Below are 15,505 nucleotides of genomic sequence, written 5' to 3'. Positions count from 1 at the left end.
ATGCGCATTGGTGACGCCAAACAGAGCTATGAAGCGGATGAGGCCATCTGGACCAGCTCAACGCAGAAAGTCTGGTTCTCGCTTTTTCTGGTTGGACTTCTGGTTTTTCCTTTCATGGCCGACGCCTACCTGTTGTATCTGGGCTGCATGGTGGGTATTGCGGTTATCAGCACCACGGGGCTTAACATTCTGACCGGGTTTACCGGCCTGATTTCTCTCGGGCAAGCGGGCTTTATGGGCGTGGGTGGTTATACCGTGGCCTGGCTGTCCATGAACACGGCCCTGCCTTTCCCGATAACGCTTTTGCTGGCCGGGTTGCTTGCGGCTGCGGTTGGCATTCTGGTGGGGCTTCCGTCCCTTCGGGTTAAAGGGCTTTATCTGGCGATTGCTACCCTGGCCGCAAGCGTGTTCCTGCATTTCATATTTGCCGAGTGGGAATCTGTTACTGGCGGTATGGGCGGGCTGAGCCTGGATCCGGCGCATTTGTTCGGGCTGACCTTCCAGAGCGATTTTGCCATGTACTTCATCATTGTGCCGCTGGCGGTATTGATGGTGTTTGGCGCTACAAACATATTCCGCACCCGAACGGGCCGGGCGTTTATTGCAATCCGGGATCGTGACATATCGGCGGAAATACTCGGTATCAACCTGCTGCGTTACAAGCTGATGTCTTTCGCTCTGAGTTCGTTTTACGCCGGCGTCGCGGGCGGACTGTTTGCCTACTTTTATCGGGTAGTCACGCCGGAGAGCTTCCCTCTCTCCATGTCCATTTTCTATCTGGCAGCCGTTATTGTTGGCGGTATGGGCAATCTTCTGGGCGGCATCCTGGGTGCCGCCTTCATGACCTTGATTCCTGAAGCTCTCAAACTGCTCACCGCAGCTTTAACCCCGTTTTATCCGAATGCACCGATATTCATGTCGCCGATGCTCGAAATCATCTTTGGTGCCCTGATCGTCGGTTTCCTTATTTTTGAACCGCATGGGCTGGCGGAGATCTGGCACCGCATACGGCGCTTTTTCAGTTTATGGCCCTTCAAGAACTAGTGGATTTAACAACAAGAAGCCGCAAGGAGAAGAAACATGTTCAAAAGCATTCTCAATAAGGGCCGCAGGCTCGCAGGTATCGGCAGTGTTGCCGCTGCTTTGTTGATAGCGGCGCCCGCAATGGCACAGGACAAAGAGCCCATTGTATTTGGTGGTTCTATACCTCTGTCTGGCGTGTTCGCCTTTGCCGGCGTGCACCTCCATGCCGGCCTGACTGACTATACAACCTGGATCAATAGCGAGGGCGGGATCAACGGCCATCCGGTGAAGTATGTAATGGAAGACACCGGCTATGAAGTCGACAGGTCCGTGGCTGCCTTCAAGAAAATCACCGGCAGTAACAAGGTCCCGGTTTACTACGGTGACAGCACCGGGTTCATGAAAACCATAGCCTCGGAGCTGAACAGCAGAGGCACCACGCTGATGAGTGGCGCTTCTTTTGCGACGGCGCTTACCGACAACGAAAAGTACCCGTACCAGTTCATTCCCGGCCCGAACTACAGCCAGATGTTCGGCATTATTCTTGAGTACATTGCAACTCAGGGCAAAGACGGCGATATGCCCACCGTTGCCTTTGTGTACAGCGATACCGAGTTTGGCAAAGACCCCATTGAAAACGGCAGGGCCAAAGCTGCCGAAATGGGTATTGAAGTTGTTGAAGAAATTGTTACCAAGCCTGGCAGTGTGGATGTCTCTGCAGAGGTACTGAAAATGCGCCGGGCGAGGCCGGATTTTGTGGTGTTTCACGGCTATGTTCTGTCGCCCATCAATGAGTTCATGGTGCAGATGCGGCAGATGGGGCTGGATACACAGTTTATGGGCACTTTCTGGTCTTCCGACAAACTCATCATCAACAAGATGGGTGAGGATGCCGACGGCTATATGGGTGTAATGCCTTATAACTACTACGACAGTGCCGAAGGTGGCCCTATGCTTGACGCCCTGCGTGCGCAGGCAGAAAAGAGCGATCCGGATGCGGGCTACCGCCCAACCGGTTACATGCAGGGCTGGTTTAATGCCATGGTGTGGACCGAGGTGATCAAGCGCACCCTGGATGCGGGTAAGGAACTGACTGCGGATAACATGGCGGATTCGCTCGCATCCATCGAGGACTGGGACACCGGCGGCATTATTGGCATACCGGTTACAGTGCGCGACATGTCCTTCCCGGTTGGCCGTATCTGGCGTGTAAATGCCAAAGAAGGCCGCTACGAGCCTGTATCCGACTGGATTCACCTCGACTGAGACGCTGTATGAAAGCCTTGCTGGAAATCGATAATATCGAAGTGGTTTACAACAAGGCGGTGCAGGTTCTCAGGGGGCTGTCACTGCGTGTTCCCAGCGGCGCCATTGTGGCGCTGCTGGGTTCCAACGGCGCAGGCAAATCCACCACACTGAAAAGTGTGTCCGGGCTGCTGACCTTGGAGGACGGTGAGGTGACAGCGGGTGAAATCCGCTTCAAGGGCCTCCCGTTAAAAGGCGTAGCCCCGGAAAAGCTGGTTCGCCAGGGGCTCTTCCATGTGATGGAAGGGCGCCGGGTGTTTGAAGACCTGACCGTCGAAGAAAATCTCATTGCGGCAACCTATGCGCTGAGCGGGCGCAAAACTTCGCTGAACGACGCCTATGAACTGGTTTACAACTATTTCCCCCGGCTCAGGGAACGCCGCAAACAGCTGGCCGGCTATCTCTCGGGCGGTGAGCAACAGATGCTGGCTCTTGGTCGTGCACTGATAGCGCAGCCGGAACTGATCATGCTGGATGAGCCATCCCTGGGCCTGGCACCGCAGCTGGTGGAGGAAATATTCACCATCATTGTCCGTATAAACCGGGAACAGGGTACAGCCATATTGCTGGTGGAGCAGAATGCGGCTGTGTCTCTGGCGATTGCCTCGTACGGTTACATCATGGAGAACGGGAAAATTGTGATTGACGGCCCTGCCGAGAAGCTTTCATCCAATGAGGATGTGCAGGAGTTTTATCTGGGTGTTGGCGGAAAAGAGGGCGAAGCCCGCAGTTACCGGGATATCAAACACTACAAGCGCCGCAAGCGGTGGCTGTCATGAGTGCGCCCGAGATCCGCAATCTTACCCTTCCGCAAATGCTGCGGGCCCATGCAAAAGAACGTCCGGATGCGCTGGCACTTCGCCAGAAGGATTTTGGTATCTGGCAGGCGTATACCTGGCAGGATTATTATCGGCGTGCCCGGCACTTCGGGCTTGGTCTGCGTGCACTTGGGCTGCCTGAGGGTGGCCATGTTGCCATAATTTCGGAAAACCGGGTGGAGTGGGTGGTTGCCCAGATGGGCATCGGCCTGGTGAAGGGCATCTGTGTCGGGGTTTATCCCACCAGCCCCTGGAATGAAGTGGCCTACGTGCTTGAGCACAGCGATGCGGAAATGGTGGTGTGTGAAGATCAGGAGCAGACCGATAAGGTACTGGAAGCCAGGCCCCGGTTACCACAACTCAAACACAACATCGTGATAGACCCGAAAGGGTTACGCTCCTATTCGGAGCGACCGTCTTCATTCGAGGATATCGAAACCAAAGGGCGGGAATTCGAGAAAACCCATCCTGAGATCATCGACCAGTTGCTCGACAGTCAGCAAATGGATGATATTGCCCTGATGATCTATACCTCCGGCTCCACCGGGCGGCCCAAGGGAGCCATGATCAGTTGGGGCAATCTGCAGGCCGCTGCGCCGGGGCTGATTGAATTGCTGGGAGTCGACCAGCACAGCCGCAGTTTGTCTTACCTGCCCCTGTGCCATGTGGCAGAACAGGCGTTGACCAACATTGCGCCGGTGTACGTGGGCAGTGCGGTGAGCTTTGGCGAAAGCCTGCGCACGGTCCAGGAAGATCTGCGGGAAATTGCGCCGACGTTTTTCCTGGGGGTCCCCAGAATCTGGGAAAAGCTCCATTCTGCCATTTACATCAAGATGCAAGAAACGGGGCGTTTTCGACAATGGCTTTTCAATAAAGCCATAAGCGCCTGCGAGCCCATGGCAACCAAACCAAAAGCACAGTGGCGTGCTGGAGAGCACATCACTTATAACCTGTACTACTGGCTTGTATTCCGGGCGCTGCAGAACTTTATCGGGCTGCGCCGCTGCACCATCGCACTGACCGGCGCGGCACCCATTTCAACGGGTATTCTGCAGTTCTTTCGCACGGTGGGCGTGCCCCTGGTTGAGGTGTTCGGCCAGACCGAGAGCACCGGCGTGGCAACAGCACAACGGCCGGACAACGTATGCCTGGGCACAGTGGGTACAGCAGTCGCCGGGCTGGAGGTAACCCTTGGCGAGCAGAATGAAATCATTATGCGCGGTGGCACCGTTTTCAAAGGCTATTACAAAAATGACGAGGCAACCCGGGCTACTCTGCGAGACGGCTGGTTACATACCGGCGATGTTGGCGAGTGGAAAGAAGGGCAGTTACGAATTGTGGACCGGCTCAAGGACATCATGATTACCGCAGGGGGCAAAAACCTCTCGCCCACGGAAATTGAGAACACCATCAAGGCAAGCCCTTACATCAAGGAATGTATTGTCATTGGTGAGGCCCGGAAATACGTTTCCGCGTTGATCCAGATTGATTTCGACACCGCAGCGAAATGGGCCGAGCAGGAACGCATTGCCTACACTACGTTCCGCAGCCTGACCGAGCACGAGAAGGTGCAGGAACTGATTCAGGCGGAAGTGGATAAAGGCAATGAACAGTTGCCGCAAGTGGCGCAGATTAAACGTTTTCATTTGCTGAGCAAGGAACTGGACCACGATGATGACGAGGTGACCGCCACCATGAAAGTGCGCAGGAGCAAAATCTACGAGAAGTATGGGGATGTGATAGAGGGGTTATATAGCTGACTCGTGTTTTGGCAGGGCTTAAAAGCAGGGTGATACGATAATTATCAAATCGGATAGCTAGCGAACGATCTAGATCAAGCCGACTTGACGGAAGCCATGGCATACCGGGCCTGGTTTGCTTGATAATGTCGCCCCCCAACTTTTGAGCCAGTTATCATGACTGAAAATCACAGTTCCGAAAAACTACCCATCCGGCGGTGTTGCAGGCGTGCCCCTGACCAATACCGCGTTGTCCGGAAAGTGGCACTGACCCTTTCTTTTATCGTTTCAATGACATTCAGCGCCTTTGCCAGCGCAGCGGAATCCGGAGTCCGGAGCCTTACCCATCACCCGGTGGGTTACATTGCTCTTGCGATTTTTGTTATCGCTTATGTGTTTGTGACGCTTGAAGAAAAACTGCACATGCGCAAGTCCAAGCCGGTACTGCTGGCTGCAGGCCTTATCTGGTTCCTGGTTGCCGCTGCGGCGGCCATGAGCGGCGATACCGAAAGCGCCAATGCGGCCCTGAAACACAACCTGCTGGAATACTCCGAGCTCCTGTTGTTTCTGCTGGTGGCAATGACCTATATAAACGCCATGGAGGAGCGCCAGCTTTTCGATGCACTCCGTTCCTGGCTGGTAAGCAAGGGCTTCAGTTATCTGAGCCTGTTCTGGATCACCGGGGTGCTGGCATTCTTCATTTCGCCCATTGCCGATAACCTGACCACCGCTTTGCTGATGTGCGCGGTGTTGATGAAGGTGGGTGAAAACAGCCCACGCTTTATTGGCCTTGGCTGTATCAATATTGTAGTCGCCGCAAACGCCGGCGGTGCTTTTTCGCCGTTTGGCGACATTACCACCCTGATGGTCTGGCAGAAGGGCGTGGTGGAATTTACCGAGTTTTTCCGGCTGTTTATCCCGTCTGCCGTTAACTACCTGGTTCCCGCCATCATCATGAGTTTTGCCATTCCGAACGAGCCCCCGAAAAAAGCGACGGAGCCGGTGATCATGAAGCGTGGTGCCCGACGGACTGTTGCACTGTTCCTGCTTACCATCACCACGGCGGTTCTGGGGCACAACTTCCTGCACTTGCCAGCTGTGGTTGGCATGATGATGGGCCTGGCTTACCTGCAGTTCCTGGGTTATTACCTGCGCCTCAGTTTCAAGCGTGGTGTAGCCCGTGAACGGGTGTGGGCGGAAAATCATCAGAATACCCGCCTGCTCAAGCGGCTCGACACAGCGGTACCGTTCGATGTGTTCAACCCGATGGCCCGGGCGGAGTGGGATACGCTGCTGTTTTTCTACGGTATTGTGCTGTGCGTGGGCGGCCTTGGTTATATTGGCTACCTGGCGGAAGTGTCGCAGATTTTATATGAAGGCTGGAATGCCACAGGTGCCAATATCACTATCGGCCTTATGTCGGCAATTGTTGACAACATACCGGTTATGTTCGCAGTGCTGTCCATGGGGCCTGATATGTCCCACGGCCAGTGGCTGCTGGTTACACTCACTGCGGGTGTGGGCGGCTCCATGCTGTCAATCGGCTCGGCAGCGGGGGTTGCACTCATGGGCCAGGCGCGGGGCTATTACACCCTGATGTCACATCTGCGCTGGACACCGGTTATTGCCCTTGGGTACGCCGCGTCTATTGCAACTCACATGTGGCTGAACGCCAACCTGTTCTGATCATCCCGTGCGGAGCCCGTTCAGGGCTCCGGTGTTCAGTCGGATATGCCCGGCGCGAGTCAGCGCATGGTTTTCAGGGCCGTTGCCCACTTCTCCATTTCGGTCAGCATCGCGGTGGCGGAAGGATCAATCAGTTCGTTGGAATGGAATACCTTGTCGTCGTCCAGATGATTCCAGGCCATGGGCACCATAACGCCTTCAACCATCGGCATCATCTTGAGAGTTGTCACCAACTGGCGAGCCAGTGTTGCGGCCCGGATACCGCCGGCTGCACCACCGTAGCTGACAAACCCGCACGGCTTGTAATTCCATTCGGTGTAAACGTAGTTAAGAGCGTTCACAAAGGCCGGAGGTGGGCAGTAGTTGTATTCTGGCATTACGAACACATAGGCATCGGCAGAATTAACGCTCTCTGACCAGCTTTTGGTGTGTGCGTGCTCGTAAATTCCGGAGCGCGGATGGCTGGCCTCGTTGTATACCGGCAGGTCAAAGTCAGCCAGGTCTACCAATTCACATTCAAAGCCGGAGTTGTTTGATGCAAACTCGTGAAACCAGTTTGCGACGGATGGGCCGATGCGACCGGGGCGTGTGCTGCAGATTACAACATTCAGTTTAAGCGCCATATACAGTGTCCTTGATGGTTCTGGGAGCCAGCTAGAAGCTGGCGATTATGAGGTGGCATCAAATCTAGATGCTCTGGCGCGGCAGATCAAACGAAGCATTTTGAGGGAGATGAACAGAGAATCCGATCAAGTGTGCATGCGGGTTCATGATGTTTGCCGCACATGCTCTTCCAGCTTAGCTGCTGGCATGGGTTTGCCGATAGCCCAGGTCGCCCGTATCGATATCGGAAGGGAAGAGATTGATGTTTTTCTTGAAATCGTCGGGCAGCCCCGTTTTGGAGTGCAGGTCATCAAGAGTCTTCTGCATGATCAGCATTCAGCATGGTCAAGGCTTCCTTGCGGGATTTCGACCACTACTATAGTTGAACCCGATTAGGGGCGAAAATCGTGGCACACAATGCCCGGGTTCCAGGGACGCAATGCCCCGGATACAACCGGGTTCTCTCCTGAAGAAAACTGTGCAGAAGTTGCAAAAGGGCGTATTTCACGAATCCATCGGTGCCGTTTTCGCTGCCCGGGAAGGCTTGTGGCGCAGGGCTTTTAAAGAATTGCACAGAAGTTCTGCGTTTCTGATTATCGTTGATTCTCGCTTTGTTTGATGTCCGTCAATAATGTTTATTGTGGCGCGTTCGTCTTTGTCGCAAGACAGCGAGAGCGCGTCTGCTCAAAACCAACAATAAACAAGCAGGGATCATCATGCGTCATAGAACGAAGCTCTCAAAACTATTCACGGTTTCAGCCCTGGCCAGCGGTTTGTTACTGGCAGGCTGTGGCGACGACGGTGAGGATGGCAAGGACGGCAAAGATGGCGTTGCCGGAAATGCCGGGCCGGCTGTTGTGGCATCAACCACGTCCGGATTTACCATTACTGACGATGCCATCTTCGTGGCGCCGAATGCAGTCGATGGTGATGACATTACCGAAGCGCTATCCCTCGCCCTGTTTGATCTGCCGGAGGATGCATTGGTGGTGCTGCCGAGAGGGCGGTTCACAGTGACGGAAGGCATTATTGTCAACAGTGCACGGGGGCTTACGGTTACCGGCTACGGTATCAATGAAACCATCCTTGATTTCAGCACATCCAATGGAGACGATGCGTTTCGTTTTCAGGGCGGTAATGGCATTACCGTGCGCGACCTTGGCGTGTATGAGGCGCCCAAGAACGGCATCAAGACGACGAACGTCAACGGTATTCACATAACCCATACCGCTACCGTGTGGGAAGGCCCGCTGGAATCAGACAACGGTGCCTATGGCCTTTATCCGCTCAAGAGCCAGAATGTGTTGATGGAGAATAACTACGCATATGGTTCTGCTGACGCGGGGATATACGTTGGCCAGTCAGAAAACATTGTGGTGCGCAATAATACTGCCAAGAATAACGTTGCCGGTATTGAGATTGAAAACTCCAGCATGGCCGATGTTTACAACAACATAGCCGTCGGAAACTCCGGAGGCATTTTGTCGTTTGATTTGCCAGGGCTGGAGAAAGCCTATGGCAGCAATGTGCGAATCTTCAATAACCAAATTTATGCCAATAACGCAGACAACGTAGGGGCGGGAGTTGTAGGTGCCGTACCACCAGGCACCGGTGTGATTATTCTTGCCGCCAGCGATGTGGAAATTTACAACAACCAGATCACAGACAACGACACCACAGCCGTTGCTATCACAAGCTACTTTCTGATTGATGAAGATGTGGCAGGTTATCTGGTCAGCTATGGTGCAACCATGGCGGATGGCTGGAGTCCAACGGTGAAAAATGTCTACCTGCACAACAACACCATCGCCCGGAATGGCAGTGCGCCGCGGGGTGCCCTGCTGGCACCGATTGTCGCTGGCTATACCTCCAGCATGAACAGTTCAGGAATGTCACAGACTTTCCCGGCCATTCTTTATGATGGCATTGGCGAACTCCTGTCAAATCTCGGCGCCCGGGGAATTGGCGGGTTCAACGCGCTTGTCGGGCCAGAAGCTGCGGCCGATGGGGTAAATTACGACCCGTACAGCCCGGGCGACTTGATTTGTGCGAACAGTAATATCAATGGCAATCCGGCGCCAGAATACGACGAGGTCAACACCGGTCTGGTGTATCCGGTTGACCCGGCGACTGCGACGTTCGACGGCAATGGCAATCCCGAAGCACAACTGCTGATCGATCAGATGGTCAACAACACCTACCTCAATTGCACCCAGCCGCGCCTGGCGCCAGCGGTGGTGAACTTCCGGAACACTATTTACGGCTGTACCGGGGACGATCTGGCGGACGCGGCTTGCGCGCTGTAACCCGTCTCTCTGAACTGTTGATTGTATTGGGATAAACAATAGCGGTATGACCCGCCGGGGCAGGGCTGCTCCGGCGGTCATACCGCTGCACGAGAGCACTACTCATGAGAAACAACAACAAAACGGCAGTAGCAATTCTGGCAACCTCTCTTTTTCTGGCAGCGTGTGGTGGGGGAGACGGTGATGGTGACGGCACCGGTGGTACGCTCCCGCCAGTGGGCAGTGCCCTGAATGCCGGAGCAGGTTCGCCTACAGGTGCACAGGGCAGCTGCAGCGCGACAACCTCGGGGGTCAATTGGGATGCGTTGATGACAGAGGTATGCCCCAAACTCTCGGATTACAATCTGTTTGCCAACGCCACTGATCCGACGGCTGCGCCAACCCGCGGCGGCGTTCCCTATGATCTGTCTACCGCCTTGTTCTCCGACTACACCAGCAAGTACCGTTTCATATTCGTGCCTGAAGGTAAAACAGTCAGCTATAACCCTTCGGAAGTCCTGGATTTCCCGGTTGGGACTGTCATTACCAAGACGTTTGCGTTACCGGCCAATACCGCCATGCGTGGTGGCGAAGAGCTGGTTATTGAAACCCGGCTGTTGATCCACCGCACGGATGGATGGTTTGCGCTTCCCTATTACTGGTCATCCGATTCCGACGCAACACTGGCCATTGCCGGCAAGCGCCTGGCGAATCTCACAACCATTAATAACCAGGGCCAACAGATTACCTTTGACTATTCGGTGCCTAAAGCAGCGGATTGCAACTCGTGTCACTCGATCGTGCCCGATCTGGCGGGCCCGGACGATGACCGGGAGCAGATCTTCCTGCCCATCGGCCCGAAGGCGCGTTATCTGAATACAGACTATGCCTATGCGGACGGTACGGTATACAACCAGTTGCAATACTGGGCTGAGGGCGATTTGCTGACAGGGCTGCCGTCTGACTTTCAGAGTGTTGAACAGGCTCCGGTGTTTGACGATCAGGTGTCAATCCCTTCGCTCAGCGCCGACGAATTGAATGATGCCGCGCGAGCCTACCTGGATATCAATTGCGCTCATTGTCATCGTGCAGGGCTGACCTTACCAGTTGATTACGCGGGCCCTGCCGGCAGCAGCGGTGTGCAGCTGGAATACGGTCGGGATTATGCAACGGATCCTGGCGCGTTTGGCGTCTGCAAGACACCCGTGGCTGGCGGCAAAGATGGCTATCCGTTCGACGTGATCCCAGGCAACCCGGACGACTCCTACCTGCTGTTCCGTATGACGACAGTAGACAATCGCCACAAGATGCCGGAGCTTGCCCGGAACACTGAGCATCAGGAGGGAACGGCACTTATCCGTAGCTGGATTGATAACTTGCCGGCAGCGGGTTGTTCAACAGCGCCCTAGCCGGCTTTGCCGTCGTCAGCGGTTGTTTTGAACCGGTCTGAGTATCGGTGTGCCGGGTTGCCCTGGCGGAATTCGGTGGGGGTGGATTGTTTGATTTCCCGGAAGGCACGGTTGAAAGAACTGAGGGACCGGTACCCCACATCCAGGGCAATGTTGAGCACCGGAGTGCCTGGCTCACGAACCAGACGCTCCGAGGCTTCGGCAATGCGGAGTTGATTGATGTAGTCGTTGAAGTTGCGATAGCCAAGGTGTTTGTTGATAAGTGCCCGTGTTCGGTATTCCGGCAGATCGAGTTTTCCAGCCAGCATTTTGAGAGTCAGGTGTTCTGTTCGATAATAGCCGGTTTTCATCAAGTTGGTGAGGCGCTCTACGTGTTCCTGCTGCGAGGCCACCTGCGGATCGGATTCGGCAACTTGCACAGGTTGTTCGATCTCCACCGGTAGTGAGGGTCCGCTGCGGAATGACAGCTCGCTAAATCTGCCCTGCAACAGGAAGGTTGTTATGGCAACGCCGGCAATTGACACAACCAGGGCACGGTTAATGGCAAAAGCTACCCCGAGGTTGAATGCCAGCGCGACAATAAGCACTGCGGTGCCCGCGATAAACAGGACCAGTGCACGGAGTTTTCGGCGCGGTTCCACAAGATCCGCCGGCCAGTCTGCGAGGATAACCCAAAAGCCGTTCGTAATAATAAGGAGCTCGAACACCTCGCCCAGTTCCCAGCCAACAAAGAGCAGGAGTCCTTCTGCGCTCTGGTGACTGGAAAAAATCCTTGCTGTCCAGGGCGCTACTACACTGTAGAGCGCCATGGCACTCCAGGGTGAAAACAGGTTCAGGCGCTGGCGGAAGGTAGTCTGGCAAAGTAGCCAGAACAGCGCCGGAAGCATCACCTCCAGATTTAGGGTGAGCCACTGCCAGTGAGCCGGAGCGAGGGGATGGAGTAAAAAACCTGAGCAGGCAATGAGAAATACTGCGAACACCCGGGCAGCGGACGAGTGGGGCAGTTCGCGGGTTGTTGCAATCAGGAGAATCACCAGGCACGCCAGGCCAAAACCGGTGAGGATCAACATGGTTTGAATACTCGACGCTATTTTTTGTTATTCGCGCTAATTGGTTGCAAACATGTCACCATGATGTGCTGGTGTCAATCCGTCAGGCGGGCGATGGCTGTTGGCTGTATGCCTGACCGAGTGACAGGCGAGACGCGTTTGCGATAACGCTCAGTGAACTTGCTGCCATCGCCAGCGCTGCTACAACGGGAGAGATGCTGCCGGATGCTGCCAGCGACAGCCCGGCCAGGTTGTAGATAACGGCAAAGAACAGGTTTTGCTTCATTATACTGTGAGCCCGCCGGGCGTGCTGAACCGCCAGGGGAATGGCACCGACGCCTCCCTTTGCCAGCACTACGTTGGCAGCGGCCGTTGCTGTGCTGGTGGCGTCGGACACAGCCAGGCCGACATTGGCGGTGGCCAGGGCAGGGCCGTCGTTGATGCCGTCGCCTGCAAACCCTGTACGATGGGCGCCCAGGCGCTCAACAAAGTCGGCTTTACCTTGTGGTGTGCACTCCCAGTGAGCATCCTTTTCCTCCAGCCCGAGTTTGCGTGCCACGTCAAGCACGGGCTCACGCCCATCCCCGCTGGCGATACTACAATGGATGCCCATATGCCGCAGTTTTTTCAAGGCATCGGCAGCATCGTCACGCAGTTCGTCTGCCAGAAACATTGTGGCTAGCCAGCGCCCGTTTACGGCAACTTCCACCCGGCTGCCGGCAGGCTCCTGCGGCCGGGCTTCCGGAGCGGTCAAAAGGTGTATTCCCATGTCCCGAAGGAAGCCTTGGCTGCCCACAAGTACCTCACCAAGCTGCGTATCCATCATTCGAACCCCGCGATCGTAGCGCTTGGTTGTCTGTTCGTTTACCGGCGAAAGTGAATCCGCAGTGGTTTCCGCATTGGACGGGGATTCGCGTGCCGCTTCGCGCAGCGCGTCTGCCAGGGGGTGGGTGATACCTTCTTCGGCTTGCGCAACCAGGTTCAGCAGTGATGAGCGCGAGGCAATCTGCGGGTGTGATTCGTGGAATTGCACGCGGGTAACGCGAGGTCGGCCATGTGTCAGCGTGCCGGTTTTATCCAGCACCATCGTATCTATACCGGCCATGGCCTCCATTGCTGCCGGGTCCCGGAACAGTATGCCGTTGTCTGCCGACCGGGATGCGGCAGCAACGTAGGCTATGGGTACGGCAATGCTTACTGCACAGGGGCAGGCAATAATAAGGACCGTTACGGCGCGCAGTATGGCATCCGGTGTGGCAACGCCCATGAACCAGCTGATCAGCAGGCTGGTGGCCGAAAGCGCCAGTGCGACAGGGACAATAAACCGGGCCAGGGTATCGGCCATACGCTGGGTATTCCCCCGGCGGCCTGCGGCTTCTGCCATGCGGACGCCAATACGGTCGATATGACGCTGGCCCACGGCAGCCGTGACGGTCACGTTCAGGGGGCTGGTAAGGTTAGTGCTGCCCGCTTCCAGAGCATCGCCGGGGGCAACCTTGCGCGGTCTGGACTCGCCGGTAAGTGCGGAGCAGTCGACAGCGCTGTGGCCACTGACCACCTCTCCGTCCAGTGATGCCCTCTGGCCGGCGCTTATGCGAATCTGGTCTCCCACGCGAATGCTGCGAGCCGGTACCTGCCGGTAGCGACCGCCTGGCTCCAGGCGTTCCGCGGATTCGGGCAGCATATCCTGCAAGGCTCCGATTGCGCGGGCGGCGTGGCGTAAGGTAATGGTCTCAATCAAGCGGCCGGTTGTAAGAAGCAGGATCAGCATTACGGACGTGTCGAAGTACACTTCGGTGTCGCCCTCCGCCAGTTGCCACATGGACAGGGCAATTGCGGCCAGTGTGCCAAGGGAAACCAGCGTATCCATGCCGGGCACGCCGGTGCGCAAGGTCCTCCAGCCGGCCAGAATGACGGGCAGGCCCGCCACAATATATACCGGCACGGCTGCAATACCGGCTGCTATTGCCAGCCAGGTACCGGTGGGTGGTGTGGTCAGTTCCGGCCCTCCGATGTACAGCAACAGTGAGCACAGCATTGTCCACATGCCAAACAGCACTCCGACAGCAAGCCGGATACCGAGGCGGGTTACCTGTCTGTCAATGCGGGCCAGGGTCTGTTCGGTGCTGGCTGCGGGCAGAAGCCGATAACCCAGCCGCTCAACCCTGCCGCGGGCCTGTTCAAGGTCCACCACTTGCGGATCCCATTTCAGCAGGACCGAGGAGGTGGCAAAGCTGACCTGGGCCGAGAGAATGCCGGGGATACGTTGCAGTACCTGGGCAGTGGCTGCGGCACAACTGGGGCACCACATACCCTCTACCGACAGGAGGGCGCGGCCAAACGGCTGCAGATGCGCCAGTGAGTCACCGGCCGGCGCCGCATGCTGCGGGCCGGCAAACGGTGTGGCGTTCACGGCGATAAAAAGCGCATATCAGCGCACTTCCTGGCCGAAGTTCTGCTCCATGAACCTGGCCCAGGATGCTTCGGTCAGTGGCTCACCCAGCTTGATGCCACGGATGGTCTGGCCATGGTAATCCTTGTGTTGATGGAATTTGTCGGTGGTTTCATCAACACTTTCCGTATCCGACAGGCGGGGGTCAGCAGGTCGCGGAAAGCTCATTACATAAGCGGCCACATCCCAGGCTTCCTGGTCGCTCAGGCTGAATCGCTTGCCCAGCGGCATGTTGGCCTGGATAAATCCGGCCGCGGTATTTACGCGGTGCATCCCCGCACCCCAGTTGAAGCTGTGCGGACCCCAAAGCGGTGGAAAAATATACCGGCCGTTGAGGTCCTTGCGACCCTGCCCGTCTGTTGCATGACACACGGCGCAGTTATCTGCATAAACCTGCTCGCCCCTTTGCCAGTCATAGCCCAGCTCGGTTTCCGGTGGCGTCGGATACCCCTGGCCCGGAGGGCTGCTGTTCAGTGCCAGGCCGTCTGCCATCCAGTAAAAATAGCTTTCGAGGTCCTTGTAAACCTGATGACCGGCGGGCGGCGCTGAGCCGTATTCAGAGTCCTGGGCATTCATGGAATATGTGAAGCAGCCATTTACCCGGTCTTCCATGGTGTTGATCTGCTTGTTCTTGCCCCGGTAAGCCGGGTAGCTGACGGCTGCAGCCCACATGGGAGCCGCGTGTTCCAGGCGCCCGGAATCCAGATGGCAGTTGGCGCAGGCAAGGCCGTTACCGACAAACTCGCCGGCGTTGGTGCCTGTATTGAGAAAGATTTCCCGACCGCGGCGTACTGAATCGCCAAATTCGTCGTCGGGAATGTCGGCTTCGGCGGGCGGTACATAATAGCCACCCCGGCCTGTTGGCTGTTCAGGTGCTTTGGCGGTTACCGATTCGTCCCACTGTTTGCGTTCCTCCGCCAGCTTTTGCCGGGCCTTGCGGGCAGCCTCGGATTCCAGTTGGCTTGCGGAGGGCTCACTGTACGAGTCGGTAAGCATGGCAAGCACATCGTAACGGTAAAGAAGGGTGCCAATAACAAACAACACCACTGCTCCCAGTACGCCGTAGATCATTCGGGTAGCGGCCGATTTTTGCTGGTTTTCGTTATGAGTGTTCATGTGTCTGCTGTCTCCTCAAG

Annotated in this window: 12 protein-coding genes; 7 read left to right on the top strand and 5 right to left on the bottom strand. The window is 56.1% G+C overall.

Translation table 11 applies throughout. From position 1 onward, the window contains the following. The 5 genes from CDH48_RS03565 (at position 1) to nhaD (ending at position 6,571) form a co-directional block, all read left to right on the top strand. Complete coding sequence (locus tag CDH48_RS03565; protein ID WP_100687359.1) at positions 1 to 1,044, top strand: branched-chain amino acid ABC transporter permease; 1,044 nt, start codon at positions 1 to 3, stop codon at positions 1,042 to 1,044. 36 nt (positions 1,045 to 1,080) lie between these two features. Continuing rightward, complete coding sequence (locus CDH48_RS03560) at positions 1,081 to 2,289, top strand: ABC transporter substrate-binding protein (protein WP_100687358.1); 1,209 nt, start codon at positions 1,081 to 1,083, stop codon at positions 2,287 to 2,289. A gap of 8 nt (positions 2,290 to 2,297) precedes the next feature. Then, positions 2,298 to 3,107, top strand: coding sequence for an ABC transporter ATP-binding protein (locus tag CDH48_RS03555; RefSeq protein WP_100687357.1), 810 nt, complete (start codon positions 2,298 to 2,300; stop codon positions 3,105 to 3,107). Further along, the gene (locus CDH48_RS03550; RefSeq protein ID WP_100687356.1) at positions 3,104 to 4,906 is read left to right on the top strand and encodes an AMP-dependent synthetase/ligase; all 1,803 of its coding nucleotides are present in this window, start codon (positions 3,104 to 3,106) and stop codon (positions 4,904 to 4,906) included. Before CDH48_RS03555 ends, CDH48_RS03550 begins: the two co-directional genes overlap by 4 nt. 240 nt (positions 4,907 to 5,146) lie before the next feature. Then, positions 5,147 to 6,571: a sodium:proton antiporter NhaD gene (nhaD, locus tag CDH48_RS03545; RefSeq protein ID WP_227520923.1), complete on the top strand. Its 1,425-nt coding sequence runs from the start codon at positions 5,147 to 5,149 to the stop codon at positions 6,569 to 6,571. A gap of 59 nt (positions 6,572 to 6,630) precedes the next feature. Here the strand turns inward: nhaD and CDH48_RS03540 are convergent, their stop codons facing one another. Both CDH48_RS03540 and CDH48_RS19560 read right to left on the bottom strand, forming a co-directional pair. Further along, positions 6,631 to 7,194: an NADPH-dependent FMN reductase gene (locus tag CDH48_RS03540; RefSeq protein WP_100687354.1), complete on the bottom strand. Its 564-nt coding sequence runs from the start codon at positions 7,192 to 7,194 to the stop codon at positions 6,631 to 6,633. A 175-nt stretch (positions 7,195 to 7,369) separates the two neighbouring features. Continuing rightward, a complete protein-coding gene (locus tag CDH48_RS19560) occupies positions 7,370 to 7,501 on the bottom strand; it encodes a hypothetical protein (RefSeq protein WP_264754752.1) in 132 nt (43 codons plus the stop codon). 389 nt (positions 7,502 to 7,890) lie between these two features. On the opposite strand from CDH48_RS19560, the gene CDH48_RS03530 reads away from it, so the two are divergent. After that, positions 7,891 to 9,480: a parallel beta-helix domain-containing protein gene (locus tag CDH48_RS03530; RefSeq protein WP_100687352.1), complete on the top strand. Its 1,590-nt coding sequence runs from the start codon at positions 7,891 to 7,893 to the stop codon at positions 9,478 to 9,480. 104 nt (positions 9,481 to 9,584) lie between these two features. Continuing rightward, the gene (locus CDH48_RS03525; protein WP_100687351.1) at positions 9,585 to 10,868 is read left to right on the top strand and encodes an SO2930 family diheme c-type cytochrome; all 1,284 of its coding nucleotides are present in this window, start codon (positions 9,585 to 9,587) and stop codon (positions 10,866 to 10,868) included. On the opposite strand, the gene CDH48_RS03520 is transcribed toward CDH48_RS03525, so the two are convergent. The 3 genes from CDH48_RS03520 to CDH48_RS03510 form a co-directional block, all read right to left on the bottom strand. After that, positions 10,865 to 11,938 carry an AraC family transcriptional regulator gene (locus tag CDH48_RS03520; RefSeq protein WP_100687350.1) on the bottom strand — a complete coding sequence of 358 codons (1,074 nt, stop codon included), beginning with the start codon at positions 11,936 to 11,938 and terminating at the stop codon, positions 10,865 to 10,867. The two genes, CDH48_RS03525 and CDH48_RS03520, sit on opposite strands and share 4 nt — an antisense overlap. An 82-nt stretch (positions 11,939 to 12,020) precedes the next feature. Continuing rightward, entirely contained in the window at positions 12,021 to 14,330 is a 2,310-nt protein-coding gene (locus tag CDH48_RS03515) for a heavy metal translocating P-type ATPase (RefSeq protein WP_100687349.1), read from the bottom strand. Positions 14,331 to 14,348: 18 nt separating this feature from the next. Further along, the gene (locus CDH48_RS03510; protein ID WP_100687348.1) at positions 14,349 to 15,485 is read right to left on the bottom strand and encodes a c-type cytochrome; all 1,137 of its coding nucleotides are present in this window, start codon (positions 15,483 to 15,485) and stop codon (positions 14,349 to 14,351) included. Positions 15,486 to 15,505 lie beyond the last annotated feature (20 nt).

The organism is Marinobacter aromaticivorans (assembly GCF_002806975.1).
Taxonomy (GTDB): Bacteria; Pseudomonadota; Gammaproteobacteria; order Pseudomonadales; family Oleiphilaceae; genus Marinobacter; species Marinobacter aromaticivorans.
The sequence above is the reverse complement of the archived record's forward strand: the minus strand, read 5'-3'. Positions and strand labels throughout refer to the sequence as shown.

Bases quoted from the DNA above. Each gene is read 5' to 3' on its own strand.
- CDH48_RS03530 (WP_100687352.1), top strand. From the start codon at position 7,891: ATGCGTCATAGAACGAAGCTCTCAAAACTATTCACGGTTTCAGCCCTG.
- CDH48_RS03510 (WP_100687348.1), bottom strand. From the start codon at position 15,485: ATGAACACTCATAACGAAAACCAGCAAAAATCGGCCGCTACCCGAATG.
- CDH48_RS03520 (WP_100687350.1), bottom strand. From the start codon at position 11,938: ATGTTGATCCTCACCGGTTTTGGCCTGGCGTGCCTGGTGATTCTCCTG.
- CDH48_RS19560 (WP_264754752.1), bottom strand. From the start codon at position 7,501: ATGCAGAAGACTCTTGATGACCTGCACTCCAAAACGGGGCTGCCCGAC.
- CDH48_RS03550 (WP_100687356.1), top strand. From the start codon at position 3,104: ATGAGTGCGCCCGAGATCCGCAATCTTACCCTTCCGCAAATGCTGCGG.
- CDH48_RS03560 (WP_100687358.1), top strand. From the start codon at position 1,081: ATGTTCAAAAGCATTCTCAATAAGGGCCGCAGGCTCGCAGGTATCGGC.
- CDH48_RS03565 (WP_100687359.1), top strand. From the start codon at position 1: ATGCGCATTGGTGACGCCAAACAGAGCTATGAAGCGGATGAGGCCATC.
- CDH48_RS03525 (WP_100687351.1), top strand. From the start codon at position 9,585: ATGAGAAACAACAACAAAACGGCAGTAGCAATTCTGGCAACCTCTCTT.
- CDH48_RS03555 (WP_100687357.1), top strand. From the start codon at position 2,298: ATGAAAGCCTTGCTGGAAATCGATAATATCGAAGTGGTTTACAACAAG.
- CDH48_RS03540 (WP_100687354.1), bottom strand. From the start codon at position 7,194: ATGGCGCTTAAACTGAATGTTGTAATCTGCAGCACACGCCCCGGTCGC.